The organism is Nocardioides xinjiangensis (genome assembly GCF_017916455.1).
Classification (GTDB): Bacteria; Actinomycetota; Actinomycetes; order Propionibacteriales; family Nocardioidaceae; genus Nocardioides; species Nocardioides xinjiangensis.
Genome location: NZ_JAFMSY010000001.1, coordinates 1,057,502 through 1,069,685, shown reverse-complemented (window position 1 = coordinate 1,069,685; position 12,184 = coordinate 1,057,502). Strand labels below are relative to the sequence as shown.

At 74.1% G+C, this 12,184-nt stretch carries 12 protein-coding genes; 8 read left to right on the top strand and 4 right to left on the bottom strand.

The window, feature by feature from the left end:
- Positions 1–382: 382 nt before the first annotated feature.
- Both J3P38_RS05085 and J3P38_RS05080 read right to left on the bottom strand, forming a co-directional pair.
- Complete coding sequence (locus J3P38_RS05085) at positions 383–1,651, bottom strand: HRDC domain-containing protein (protein WP_210502871.1); 1,269 nt, start codon at positions 1,649–1,651, stop codon at positions 383–385.
- A gap of 4 nt (positions 1,652–1,655) precedes the next feature.
- Positions 1,656–2,276 (bottom strand): DUF3000 domain-containing protein, encoded by a 621-nt coding sequence (locus tag J3P38_RS05080; RefSeq protein ID WP_210502870.1) that lies wholly within the window; start codon positions 2,274–2,276, stop codon positions 1,656–1,658.
- 71 nt (positions 2,277–2,347) lie between these two features.
- Here J3P38_RS05080 and hemE point away from each other — a divergent pair, with 71 nt between their 5' ends.
- Positions 2,348–3,394: a uroporphyrinogen decarboxylase gene (hemE, locus tag J3P38_RS05075; RefSeq protein WP_307807725.1), complete on the top strand. Its 1,047-nt coding sequence runs from the start codon at positions 2,348–2,350 to the stop codon at positions 3,392–3,394.
- On the opposite strand, the gene J3P38_RS05070 is transcribed toward hemE, so the two are convergent.
- Positions 3,360–4,343: a LysR family transcriptional regulator gene (locus tag J3P38_RS05070; protein WP_210502869.1), complete on the bottom strand. Its 984-nt coding sequence runs from the start codon at positions 4,341–4,343 to the stop codon at positions 3,360–3,362. The genes hemE and J3P38_RS05070 overlap by 35 nt on opposite strands.
- Before the next feature lie 163 nt (positions 4,344–4,506).
- On the opposite strand from J3P38_RS05070, the gene J3P38_RS05065 reads away from it, so the two are divergent.
- From J3P38_RS05065 to J3P38_RS05040, 6 genes are all read left to right on the top strand, one after another.
- A complete protein-coding gene (locus J3P38_RS05065; RefSeq protein ID WP_210502868.1) occupies positions 4,507–5,853 on the top strand; it encodes an acyl-CoA dehydrogenase family protein in 1,347 nt (448 codons plus the stop codon).
- 182 nt (positions 5,854–6,035) lie between these two features.
- The gene (locus J3P38_RS05060) at positions 6,036–6,263 is read left to right on the top strand and encodes a hypothetical protein (protein ID WP_210502867.1); all 228 of its coding nucleotides are present in this window, start codon (positions 6,036–6,038) and stop codon (positions 6,261–6,263) included.
- Positions 6,260–7,402 (top strand): LLM class flavin-dependent oxidoreductase, encoded by a 1,143-nt coding sequence (locus J3P38_RS05055; protein ID WP_210502865.1) that lies wholly within the window; start codon positions 6,260–6,262, stop codon positions 7,400–7,402. Before J3P38_RS05060 ends, J3P38_RS05055 begins: the two co-directional genes overlap by 4 nt.
- On the top strand, positions 7,399–7,929 hold the full coding sequence (locus tag J3P38_RS05050) for an NADPH-dependent FMN reductase (protein WP_210502863.1): 531 nt from the start codon (positions 7,399–7,401) through the stop codon (positions 7,927–7,929). The genes J3P38_RS05055 and J3P38_RS05050 overlap by 4 nt, the downstream gene beginning before the upstream one ends.
- On the top strand, positions 7,926–8,558 hold the full coding sequence (locus J3P38_RS05045; protein ID WP_210502862.1) for a flavin reductase family protein: 633 nt from the start codon (positions 7,926–7,928) through the stop codon (positions 8,556–8,558). The genes J3P38_RS05050 and J3P38_RS05045 overlap by 4 nt, the downstream gene beginning before the upstream one ends.
- On the top strand, positions 8,555–9,895 hold the full coding sequence (locus tag J3P38_RS05040) for an MFS transporter (protein WP_210502861.1): 1,341 nt from the start codon (positions 8,555–8,557) through the stop codon (positions 9,893–9,895). Before J3P38_RS05045 ends, J3P38_RS05040 begins: the two co-directional genes overlap by 4 nt.
- A 90-nt stretch (positions 9,896–9,985) precedes the next feature.
- Here J3P38_RS05040 and J3P38_RS05035 read toward each other — a convergent pair whose 3' ends face one another.
- Positions 9,986–10,798, bottom strand: a complete 813-nt coding sequence (locus J3P38_RS05035) for an NYN domain-containing protein (protein ID WP_210502860.1) — start codon at positions 10,796–10,798, stop codon at positions 9,986–9,988.
- Positions 10,799–10,821: 23 nt separating this feature from the next.
- Between J3P38_RS05035 and hemG the strand changes: the two genes are divergently transcribed.
- A complete protein-coding gene (gene hemG / locus J3P38_RS05030; RefSeq protein ID WP_307807724.1) occupies positions 10,822–12,180 on the top strand; it encodes a protoporphyrinogen oxidase in 1,359 nt (452 codons plus the stop codon).
- Positions 12,181–12,184: the final 4 nt, after the last annotated feature.

The window sequence follows — 12,184 nt, the reverse complement described above, 5'->3', positions numbered from 1 at the left end:
CGGCGGGCCTCGCTTGCTGGGCCGGGCGGGCGGCGGCGGGGCCGCTGCGTCATACGAACCGGCGGCTGTTGGTGCGGTTCGGCATGACGTATGCGGGTTGGGCCGCTGCGTCATGCGAACCGGCGGCATAGGTGCGGTTCGGGATGACGTGCGTCGGGCGGGCCCGCTTGCGTCATGCGAACCGGCCGCTATAGGTGCGGTTCGGTATGACGTACGCGCCGGCCGCCCCGCTGCGTCGTGCGAACCGGCGGTCATAGGTGCGGCTCGGTATGACGTACGCCCCAGCCAGCCCGGCGCAGCGACGTCATACGAGCCGGTCGCCGTAGGCCCCAAAACGCATGACGCACGCCGGCGCCAGCCGGGAGGAAGGGGGAGGGGGGCGCTACTCCTGCTCGGCGCCCAGGATGGCGCCCACCAGCGCGCCGGTGACGAGCTCGGCCTGCCAAGGCCGCGCGCCGTAGGACGCCAGCTGGGCGCGGACCGCCTCGGCGAGCTCGGCCGGCTCACGGGTCGCCGGCGGCGCCCACATGAGGCGACGGAGGTAGTCGGGCGTCAGCAGGTTCTCCACCGGCAGGTGGTGCACCTCGGCGAGGTTGAGCATCGACTCGCGGGCCGCCTTGAACCGGCGGTCGGCCACCGGCTCCCGGTCGGCCCACGTGCGCGGGTGCGGCGGGCCGTCGCCGCGAGGCGCGCGCGAGGGCAGCTCGTCCTCCGACATCGCACGCACGCGCTGCAGCGCCTCGACCCAGGCCGTGGCGTAGCGGCTGGCACCTCGACCGTGGAAGCCCTGCGTCGCCAGCAGCGCACGCCGGTCGGCCGGCATCGCAGTGGCGGCGGCGACGATGGCGGAGTCGGGCAGGATCCGCCCCGGGGTCACGTCCCGTTCGGCGGCGATCGCGTCGCGCGCCTCCCACAGCGCCCGCGCCGCGCCGAGGGCCCGTCGGCCGCGCAGCCGGTGCACCCCCGACGTACGCCGCCACGCGTCGACCCGCACGGCCGGCTCGAACCCGAGGAGGTGCTCGAACTCCTGTCGGGCCCACTCCGTCTTGCCTGCCTCCTCGAGCTCGGCGGCCAGGTGCGCGCGCAGCTCGATGAGCACCTCGACGTCCAGCGCGGCGTACTCCAGCCACGGCTTCGGCAGGGGTCGGGTCGACCAGTCGGCGGCGGAGTGCTCCTTGCGCATCCGCTGTCCCAGCACGGTCTCGACGAGCGTCGCGAGCCCGACCCGCGGGTAGCCGAGCAGCCGGCCGGCGAGCTCGGTGTCGAACAGGCTGGCCGGGGTGAGGCCGACCTCCCGCAGGCACGGGAGGTCCTGGGTGGCGGCGTGGAGGATCCACTCCGCGCCGGCGAGCGCCTCCTGCAGCGGCGCCAGCATGGTCATCGAGATGGGGTCGACCAGCCAGGTGCCCGCGCCCTCGCGGCGCAGCTGGATCAGGTACGCCCGGTTGGAGTAGCGGTAGCCCGAGGCGCGCTCGGCGTCGATGGCGACCGGCCCGGTCGCGGCCGCGAGCGCGGCGCACGCCTCGGCGAGTCCCGCATCGGTGTCCACGACCTCCGGGAGGCCGTCGCGGAGCTCCAGCAGCGGGGCGGCGGGCTCCTCGGGTGCGGCCGCCTCGGGCTCGGTGACGGGATCGTCGGGGCTGTCGGGCATCGGCTCAGGTGCCGCGCTGTCCGCGTCGGCTCGGGATCGCGGTCACGCCCTCGGGCACCGGCGCCAGACCGACGGCGGTGCACATCAGCTCGCCCCATGCCTCCACGTGCGGCGCCATGTCGAGGCTCCCGTCGGCGTCGAGGTCGGGGGTCCACGACGCCCGGATCTCCACCTGCGCGGTGCCCGGCTCGTCGGCCATCCCGCCGAAGCTCTCCGTCGTCACGCAGGTCACCGTGCCGGAGACCGCGTGGTGGCCGGCGCCGTGCGCGTCGAGCGCCTCGGTCAGCCACGACCAGCCGACCGCGGCGAGCATGGGGTCGGCGCCGAGCTCGGGGTCGACGTCGGCCCGGGCGTAGGCCACGCAGCGGAACGTGCCGTCCCAGGCGTCGTTGCCGGCCGGGTCGTGCAGGAGGATCAGCCGACCGGTGCCGAGGTCCTCCTCGTCGACCGTGACGTCGCCGCTGAGCGCGGAGGACCAGGGCGCGATCCGCTGCGGCGCCGGCATCTCCTCGCAGAGCACCTCCGGGCGCAGCGAGGCCCGGCGCATGGACTCCACGGCCGCGCGGAACTCCGCGGGCCCAGCCGCGGCAGCGCTGCCCGGGTGGGTCTCGTGACGGGCCACCATGGCCTCAGAGTAGGCCAGGCCCCGGCTCCGTCGATGTGCCGCCACGCCGCCTGACCTGCGAAGATTCGGGGGTGACCGACGCCGTTCGCCCGCCCCACCCCGGCCTGGCCGAGAGCCCCTTCCTCCTGGCCGCGCGCGGGCAGGAGCCGGCGCACACCCCGGTCTGGTACATGCGGCAGGCCGGCCGCTCGCTGCCGGAGTACCTCGCCGTGCGGGAAGGCATCGGGATGCTGGAGTCCTGCATGGACGCCGACCTGGTCACCGAGATCACCCTGCAGCCGGTGCGCCGCTACGGCGTCGACGCGGCGATCTTCTTCTCCGACATCGTGCTGCCGCTCAAGGCCGTCGGTGTCGACCTCGACATCAAGGCGGGGGTCGGACCCGTCGTGGCGTCCCCCGTACGCACCCTCGACGACGTGGCGGCGATCCCCGACCTCACGCCCGAGCACGTGCCCTACATCTCGCAGGCCGTCCGCCAGCTCGTCGCCGAGCTCGGCGCGACGCCGCTGATCGGCTTCGCCGGCGCGCCCTTCACCGTCGCGTCCTACCTGGTCGAGGGCGGGCCCTCGAAGGAGCACGCGAAGACCAAGGCGATGATGTTCGGCGCTCCCGACGTGTGGGACGCGCTCATGCGCAAGATCGCCGGCATCGCCGCCGCCTACCTCCGGATCCAGGTCGAGGCCGGCGCGTCGGCCGTGCAGCTCTTCGACTCCTGGGCCGGCGCGCTCACCCCCGCCGACTACCGCGCCTCGGTGATGCCGCACTCGCAGCGCGTGCTCGCGGCGGCCGGAGAGCTCGGCGTGCCGCGGATCCACTTCGGGGTCGGCACCAGCAACCTCCTCGGGCTCATGGGCGAGGCCGGAGCCGACGTCGTCGGCGTCGACTGGCGCACGCCGCTCGAGCAGGCGATCCCGCTGGTGGGGGACCGCGCCGTGCAGGGCAACCTCGACCCCACGCTGGTCTTCGCGCCCACCGAGGTGATGACCCGGCGCGCCGCGGAGGTGGTCGAGGCCGGGCGACGGGCCAAGGGGCACATCTTCAACCTCGGCCACGGCGTGATCCCGTCGACCGACCCGGGTCAGCTCATGGCGCTGACCGACTTCGTGCACGGCTGCTGATCGGCGTCACCGGCGGGAGGTCGGGCGCAGCCGCGGGCAGCTCCAGCGAGGCGACGTAGGCCCGCGCCTGCCGCACGAGCGCCGTCTGCAGGTCGCGCAGGGGCTCGGGCACGCGCTCGGCGCGACGGCGCAGCATCAGCAGCGTGACGGTCGTCTGGTCGGTCTGGATCGGGCGGGTGGTCAGCACGCCCGCCTGCACGAGGGGGTCGCCCGCGATCGAGAAGTCGGGCAGGACCGAGATGCCCAGACCGGCGGCGACCATCGCCTTGCCCATCTCGGCGCCGTCGTTGGAGTAGGTGGTGCCGGGCAGCGCGCCCGCGAAGAGCCGGTGGGCGTACCGGTGCATCACGAACCCGGGACGCATGAGCACGTGCGGCTCCGCGCGCAGGTCGTCGACGGTGACCCGCTCCTTCGCCGTGAGCGGGTGGTCCGCGCGCAGGCACGCGACGGGGGTGCCGTCGATGAGCCTGTCGGCGACCAGCGTGGGCGGCACCTCGTCGCCGGGCAGCACGTTGACCAGACCCAGGTCGAGGGAGCCTTCGGTGAGGCCCTGCTGGATGTCGGTCTGGCGGCCGTTGACGACCTCGACGCCACCGGAGCCGTGGCGTGCGTGCAGGTCGCGCAGCGCGGGAGCGAGCAGGCTGGACGACGCGGTGTTCACCGTGCCGATCCGCAGGTCGCGACGGCGTACGGACTGCTGGCCGGCGGCCTGTCGCAGGCGGTCGACGGCCTCGAGGACCTCGGTCATGCTCTGCAGCAGGTCCAGGCCCTGCCGGCTGATGCGCGAGCCCGTGCGGCGACGGTCGAGCAGCGTGGTGCCCAGCTCCTTCTCCAGCTTGGTCACGGCCTCGCTCAGTGCCGGCTGGGAGATGTGCATGGCCTCGCTCGCCCGTCGCAGTGATCCGTGCTCGGTCACGGCCGCGAGGTACTCCAGCTGTTCGATCCGCACCCGTTCGCTCCTGCTCTCTGTGCTGCCTGCGTCCGGCCGGGACCGGACCTCGGTCCGGACCGGCCCTCGCGGGGTGGTCGGCAAAACCTGCTGCCGGGGTGCCCGGTTCGGCGGCCCGACTCCCTAAAGTCTACTAAATAACTCTACAAAACGGGAGGAACCCATGACCAACCTGCGTGTCCGGCCGACCCGCCCGCGTGGCGAGCGTGCCGTCCCCGAGGCCCGAGGCAGCGTGTCCGCTGCCGCCGCGGGGTCCGAGGCCGACCTGCTCGCCGAGTGGGCCCCGGTCCTCGAGGCCGTCGCGGAGGGAGCGGTGCAGCGCGAGCTCGACGGTGAGCTGCCAGTGGAGGCCGTGCGGCTGCTCAAGGCCGAGGGGTTCGGCGCCCTGCGTGTCCCGCAGGCCTTCGGCGGGGCAGGGCTCGACGTCGTGGGCCTGTCCCGGCTCTGGATCGAGCTCGCGGCCGTGGACGCGAACCTGACCCAGGCCTTCCGCGGGCACTTCGCCCTCGTCGAGGACCGGTGCTGGCACCACGTCCGCGGCAGCGACCAACGGGTCTGGTTCGACCGCTTCGTCGCCGGCGAGATGGTGGGCAACGCCTGGTCGGAGGTCGGGTCCGACATCGACCTGCCGCGCACCGTCCTCCGCCCGCGTGCCGACGGGTCGTACCGGCTCGACGGCACGAAGTACTACACGACCGGCAGCATCTTCGCCGAGTGGGTCGACGTGCACGCCCGGCTGGTGCGCCCCGGTCACCCCGACGAGGTCGAGGATCCGACGGCGATCGTCGTCGTCGACGCCCGCGACCCCGGCGTCCACGTCACCGACGACTGGGACGGCTTCGGCCAGCGCGGCACCGGCAGCGGGACGACGACCTTCGACAACGTCGGGGTGGCCGCCACGGACGTCCTGCCCTTCGAGGACCGCTTCCCCTACCAGACGGCGTTCCACCAGATGAACCTCCTCGCGACGCTGACCGGCATCGCACGGTCAGCGCTCGCCGACGTGGTCGGGGCCGTCCGGGAGCGCACGCGCAACTTCTCCCACGCCAACGCCCCGCGCGTGCGCGACGACGCACAGGTCCTCGCGCGGGTCGGGGAGGTCGCGGCCGCGGTGTACGCCGCCGAGGCCGCGACGCTGCGGGTCGCCGCCAGCGTGCAGGCCGTCGCCGACGCAGCCCGCGCGGGTGCCGAGGAGGTTGCCGCGCTGGTGGAGGCGAGCGAGATCGAGTCCTCGACCGCCCAGGTCGTGGTCTCCGAGCTCGTGCTCCGCGCCACCTCCGACATCTTCGACGCCCTCGGCGGCTCGGCCACCGCGCGTCCGCTGGCGCTGGACCGCCACTGGCGCAACGCGCGGACCGTCGCCTCGCACGACCCGCGGGTCCTGAAGGCGCGGGTGGTCGGCGCCCACGCCGTCAACGGCACACCGCCGCCGTACGCCTGGTCGATCGGCGCCACCCGCCGGCGCCAGGAGTGGATCGGGCCGGGCCCCGCGCCCGGCCGCGCCGGCTGACCCGTCGCCCGGACCCGGCCGGTCGCGGCTCGCGGGCGGGTGCCTCGTTCCGCCTGCAAGGCGCTGCCTGCCACCCCCTCGACATCCCCGGCCCCGGTCCTGCGCGGACTGGTGGCGACTGCTTGCTATGTTTGTCTACAAGATCGATAAAGATTAACCAGAGCGTCCCGAGGAGGACAGCCGTGAGCACGACGTCCGCCCCCGTGCGCGAGCCGGCACGGCTCCGGGTCGCCGCGGCGACGGTGCCGGTGCTCACCTCCGACGAGGCCGTCGCGGTCGCGGCGGACGTCGCCGCTGACTCGCCGCGACGTCGCTCGGGCGTGATCGGAGGTACGTCGTCGACGGCACGCCGCTGCCCGACCACGGCCAGCTCTGACCTGCACCCTCGAAAGGACACACCGACCCCATGAAGTTCCACTGGTTCCTGCCCACCAACGGAGGCGACGGCCGCCACGTCGTCAGCGGCGGCCACGGCGTCGAGCACGGCGCCGCCGGCCGGCCGGCCAGCGTCCCCTACCTGGGGCAGGTCGCGCGCAGCGCCGAGCAGCTCGGCTTCGAGGCCGCGCTGACGCCCACGGGCGCCTGGTGCGAGGACGCCTGGCTGACCACGGCGATGCTCGCTCCGCTCTCGGAGCGGCTGAAGTTCCTCGTCGCGTTCCGTCCCGGCCTCACCTCGCCGACGCTGGCCGCGCAGATGGCGGCCACCTTCCAGAACCTCACGGGCGGACGGCTGCTGCTCAACGTGGTCACCGGCGGCGAGTCCCACGAGCAGCGCGCCTACGGCGACTTCCTCGACAAGGACGCACGCTACGAGCGCTGCGGCGAGTTCCTCTCCATCGTCCGTCGGCTGTGGGCGGGCGAGGAGGTCACCTTCGCCGGGCGCCACCTCCGCGTCGACCAGGCGCGACTGCAGCAGCTGCCCGACCCGGTGCCCCAGATCTACTTCGGCGGCTCCTCGCCGGCCGCCGGCGAGGTCGCCGCCGAGCACGCGGACGTCTACCTCACCTGGGGTGAGCCGCCCGCAGCGGTGGCGAAGAAGATCGCGTGGATCCGGGAGCTGGCCGAGCAGCGGGGCCGGGAGCTGACCTACGGCCTGCGCGTGCACACCATCTCGCGCGACACCTCGGAGGAGGCCTGGGCCGAGGCCGACCGCCTCCTCGCCGGCATCTCCGACGAGGACGTCCGTCGCGTCCAGGAGGGCCTCAAGCGCTCGGAGTCGGTGGGCCAGCAGAACATGCTCGCCCTCAACGGCGGCAGCCGCGACGGCCTGGAGATCCACCCCAACCTCTGGGCGGGCGTGGGCCTGGTCCGCGGCGGCGCCGGCACCGCGCTGGTCGGCAGCCACGAGGAGGTGGCCGACCTGATCGAGGAGTACCACTCGGTGGGCATCGACGAGCTCGTGCTCTCCGCCTACCCGCACCTCGAGGGCGCGTACGAGTTCGGCGAGGGCGTCCTGCCGGTGCTCGAGAAGCGCGGCCTCTGGACCAGCCCGGTGCCGGTGACCGGACGGGCGTCGGTCCCCTTCGGCGGCCAGCGGGCCGCGTCATGAGCACCGCCCACGCCGCCCGTGTCGCCGTCGTCGTCGGCAACCCCAAGCCGCGCTCGCGCACCTACGAGGCGGCCCTGACGCTCGCCGACCGGCTGGGCGGAGCCGACCTCGTCGTCGACCTGGCCGACCACGCCTCCGAGCTCTTCGACTGGGGCTCGGAGAGCGTCGGCGACCTCGTCCAGCAGGTGGCCGGCAGCTCCGTCGTGGTCGTCGCCAGCCCGACCTACAAGGCGACCTACACGGGCCTGCTCAAGGCGTTCCTCGACCGCTTCCCGCACCAGGGGCTCAGCGGCGTCACCGCGGTCCCGCTGATGCTCGGCGCCTCGCCCGCGCACTCGCTCGCCACCGAGCACGGCCTGCGGCCGCTGCTCGTCGAGCTGGGCGCCTCGGTGCCCACGCGCGGCCTCTACGTCCTCGACGCGCAGCACGACCGGCCCGAGCCCTACGACGCCTGGTTCGCCACCGCACAGCAGCTCCTTCCCGCCCTCCCGGCCCCCGTCCACATCCCCGAGGTGACGTCAGCATGACCGTCCACGCCCCGTCCGCCCCCGCCATCGACCAGCGCACGCTCCGTGACGCCTTCGGTGCCTTCCCCTCCGGCGTCGTCGCCGTCGCCGCCTCGGTAAGGGGCCAGCTCACCGGCATCGCCGCGTCGTCGTTCACGTCCGTGAGCATCGAGCCGCCACTGGTGTCGTTCTCCATCGCGGCGACCAGCTCGACCTGGCCCCTCCTGCGCGAGGCCGACCACCTCGGCATCAGCGTGCTCGCCGACCACCACGACGTGGTGTGCCGCCAGCTCGCCGGCCCGCGCGAGGAGCGGTTCACCGGGCTGCCGTTCAAGGTGACCGGCACCGGCGCGGTGCTCCTCGACGAGGCCGTCGCGACCTACGACTGCTCGCTCCACGAGGAGGTCGTCGCCGGCGACCACCTCATCGTCCTGCTCGAGGTCCACGAGGTCGGCGCCGGCGACGGCGAGCACCCGCTCGTCTTCCACCGCTCGGCCTTCGCCAAGCTGCACCGCGACGACCTCGACCCGGCCCGCCTCGACGGCCGCATCAACGGCGCCGCGGTCGACCGCGGCGTGCGCGACGGCGAGGACCCGGCGGGTGCGACGTCCCACGACGCCCCCGGCACGGACGCCGAGGACGCGGCATGAGCGCCCTCAGCACGGTCCAGGCGGCCCCCACGCCGCGCCGCGTCGCGCTCGCCTCGGCTGTCGGCGCGACCATCGAGTGGTACGACTTCTTCCTCTACGGCACCGCCGCCGCCGTCGTGTTCGACAAGCTCTACTTCAACGGTCTCGACGGGCCCGCCGCCCAGTTCGCGGCGTTCGCCACCTTCGCGGTGGGCTTCCTCGCCCGCCCGGTCGGTGGGCTCGTCTTCGGCCACTTCGGCGACCGGGTCGGGCGCAAGCAGATGCTGCTCCTCACCCTGGTCATCATGGGCATCGGCACGGCCCTCATCGGGCTGCTCCCGACCTACGACGCGATCGGGGTGTGGGCGCCCGTCGCCCTGGTGGTGCTGCGCGTGCTGCAGGGCATCGGCGTCGGTGGTGAGTACGGCGGTGCCGTGCTGCTCGCCGTCGAGTACGCCCCGGCCGAGCGCCGCGGCTTCTACGGCAGCTTCGCCCACATCGGCGTACCCGGCGGCCTCGCCCTCGCCGCCGGCGCGTTCTCGCTGGCCGGCCTGCTGCCGGAGGAGGCGTTCCTGGCCTGGGGCTGGCGCGCGTGCTTCCTGGTGAGCATCGTGCTGCTCGGCATCGGCGCCTACATCCGGCTCTCGGTGATGGAGACGCCGGAGTTCGCCAAGGTGCAGGAGCGCAAGGAGATCTCGCGGCTCCCGCTGCGCGACCTCGTGGCCGAGCAGCCGCGGCCCCTGCTGCTCGGCATGGGCACGCGATTCATCGAGGGCTTCACCTTCAACCTGTTCTCCGTCTACCTGCTCGCCTACGTCGCGACCAACCTCGCGCTGCCGCGCAGCTGGGCCCTCGACGCGATCCTCGTCGGCGCCGTGCTGGGCGTGGTGCTGGTGCCGGTCGCGGGGGCCGTGTCGGACCGGGTGGGCCGCAAGCCGGTCTACCGGGTCGGCGCCTGGGTCGGCCTGCTCTTCGCCTTCCCGGCGGCGTACCTCGTGCAGACGGAGGAGAGGTGGGCGATCTCGGTCGTGTTCGTGGTGGGGCTCGGCCTGGTCTACGGCACGGTCTACGGCCCCCTGGCGGCCTTCTGGTCCGAGCTGTTCGACACGCGCTACCGCTACACGGCGCTGAGCACGCTGTACCAGATCTCCGGCATCCTCGCCTCGGGGCTGACCCCGCTGATCGCGGCGTGGCTCGTCACCCGCGGCGACGGGACCCTCTGGTGGGTCGCGGCGTACAACGTGCTCGTCGCGGCGATCTCGCTCGTCTGCGCCCGGTTCCTGCCCGAGACCCGGGGCCGGGGCCTGGACCGCGCCGACCCCGAGACGGAGCCGGTGCGCGAGCAGGTGCCCGCCTGAGCGGACCTGACGGGGCCCCGGCGGGCTCCGTCAGGACGCGTCAGGACGCGTCAGGACGCGTCAGGACGCGTCAGGACGCGTGAGGGAGGGTCAGGACTTCGCCAGGGACTTCTGGGCCGGTGCCTTCCGGGCGGCCGCCTTCTGGGCCGCCTTCTTCGCCGCGGGCCTGCCGCCCTTGAGCCGCACCCGCAGCTGGTTGCCCGTGCCCGCCGTCTCCAGGTAGGGCTGCGCGGTGACCAGCGTGCTCAGGCGGGCCCCGGGGCCGGCGAAGTTGCGGGCGTCGAACGACGGGTGGGTGCGGATCAGCTGGTTGCCCAGGGCCGGCAGCATCGCCCAGCCCTCGTCGTCGGAGACGGCGTTGACGGCGCGGGTGAGGGCGCTCTCCAGGTTGATCTCGACCGAGGCCGGCTCCGCGGAGTCGTGCGCGTCGTCGTCGTCGGTGTCGTCGTCGTCCTGCCGGTCGGCGACCACCGCGAGGTCGATGAACTTGTCGCAGGCGTTGCGCAGCGACTCCGGCGCCTTGTTCTCGCCCAGGACGTAGACCGTCTTCCCCGACTCCCGCAGGCGGTGCGCGAGGCTGGTGAAGTCGCTGTCGCTGGTGACGAGGGCGAAGGCCTCGACGTTGCCGTCGTAGAGCAGGTCCATCGCGTCGATGACGAGCGCGAGGTCGGTGGAGTTCTTCCCGGACGTGTAGGCGTTCTGGTGCATCGCGCGCAGGCCGAGGCTGTTGAGGATCCGCGCCCACCTGCTGAGGTGCGGGTTGGTCCAGTCGCCGTAGACCCGGCGGATGGTCGGGTTGCCGTACTTGGCGACCTCGCTCAGCACCTCGTTGGCGAACGCGGCCCTGGTGTTGTCGGCGTCGATCATCACCGCGATGCGGTCGGCACCGCCATTGGCTTCCATGCCGTGCAGCCTAGGCTGACCGTGTGGTGGGGCACGCGTGGGACACGGTGGTCGTGGGTGGCGGGATCGCGGGTCTCGTGGCCGCCCGCGACCTCGCGGCGGCCGGCCGCGACGTGCTGCTGCTGGAGGCGTCACCGCAGGTCGGCGGCAAGCTGCGCACCGCGGAGGTGGCCGGCCTGAGCGTCGACGTCGGCGCCGAGGCGATGCTCGCCCGCCGCCCCGAGGGCGTCGCCCTGGCCCAGGAGCTGGGCGCGGCGGTCGTCCACCCGACCGGCGCCGCCTCCGCCGTCTGGTCCCGCGGGGCGCTGCGGGACCTGCCGCGCTCCGTGATGGGCGTGCCGCTCGACCTCGACCAGCTCGCCCGCAGCGGTGTGCTGAGCCCCGAGGGCCTGGCGCGCGCGAGCACCGAGAGCGACAGCGCCGTCGACGGCGACGTGTCCGTGGGCGACCTGGTGGCCGCCCGTCTCGGCGACGAGCTGGTCGACCGCCTCGTCGAGCCCCTCCTGGGCGGTGTGTACGCCGGTCACGCCCGCCGTCTCTCCGCCGCCGCGGCCGTGCCGCAGCTGCTCGCGATGGCCCGGCGCGGGCGCCTCCTCGACCAGGCGGCGGCCCTCCCGGCGGCCACCGGTCCGGTCTTCGCCGGGCTCCCGGGAGGGATGGGACGCCTCCCCGCGCTGGTCCGCGACGCCGGTGGCTTCGAGGTGCGGACCTCGGCCACCGTCCGTGCGCTGGGGCGAACGCCGGGCGGGTGGGCGCTCACGGTCGGACCCACGACCCGGGCGGAGACGGTCCGGGCCCGCTCGGTCGTGCTCGCCACGCCGGCCGCGGCCACGTCCCGACTGCTCGCCGACGTGGCGCCGGCAGCGGCGGCCGAGCTGGCCGGCGTGGAGGCCGCCAGCGTCGCGGTCGTGACGCTCGCCTTCCGGGCCGCCGACGTCCCGGACGCGCTCTTCGAGCGCTCGGGCTTCCTCGTGCCGCCGGTGGAGCAGCGTGCGATCAAGGCGTCGACCTTCTCGTTCGCGAAGTGGGGCTGGGTGCGCGACCTCGACCCCGACATCGTGCTCCTGCGCACCTCGCTCGGCAGGCACGGCGAGGAGGTCACCCTGCAGGCCTCCGACGAGGGGCTGGTCCGCGCGTCGCTGGCGGACCTCGCGGCCCTGGCCGGCATCACGGCGCGCCCGGTCGACACCCACGTCCAGCGGTGGGGCGGCGCGCTGCCGCAGTACGTCGTCGGCCACGCCGAGCGCGTGGCGCGGATCCGCGCGGCGCTCGCCGACCAGCCGGGGCTGGCCGTGTGCGGGGCGACGTACGACGGTGTCGGCGTCCCCGCCGTGATCGGCTCGGCCCGGCGCGCTGTGGCCTCGCTCACGCAGGCAGAATGACGTC

Bases quoted from the DNA above. Each gene is read 5' to 3' on its own strand.
- J3P38_RS05065 (WP_210502868.1), top strand. From the start codon at position 4,507: ATGACCAACCTGCGTGTCCGGCCGACCCGCCCGCGTGGCGAGCGTGCC.
- J3P38_RS05055 (WP_210502865.1), top strand. From the start codon at position 6,260: ATGAAGTTCCACTGGTTCCTGCCCACCAACGGAGGCGACGGCCGCCAC.
- J3P38_RS05035 (WP_210502860.1), bottom strand. From the start codon at position 10,798: ATGGAAGCCAATGGCGGTGCCGACCGCATCGCGGTGATGATCGACGCC.
- J3P38_RS05045 (WP_210502862.1), top strand. From the start codon at position 7,926: ATGACCGTCCACGCCCCGTCCGCCCCCGCCATCGACCAGCGCACGCTC.
- J3P38_RS05040 (WP_210502861.1), top strand. From the start codon at position 8,555: ATGAGCGCCCTCAGCACGGTCCAGGCGGCCCCCACGCCGCGCCGCGTC.
- J3P38_RS05080 (WP_210502870.1), bottom strand. From the start codon at position 2,276: ATGGTGGCCCGTCACGAGACCCACCCGGGCAGCGCTGCCGCGGCTGGG.
- J3P38_RS05050 (WP_210502863.1), top strand. From the start codon at position 7,399: ATGAGCACCGCCCACGCCGCCCGTGTCGCCGTCGTCGTCGGCAACCCC.
- J3P38_RS05085 (WP_210502871.1), bottom strand. From the start codon at position 1,651: ATGCCCGACAGCCCCGACGATCCCGTCACCGAGCCCGAGGCGGCCGCA.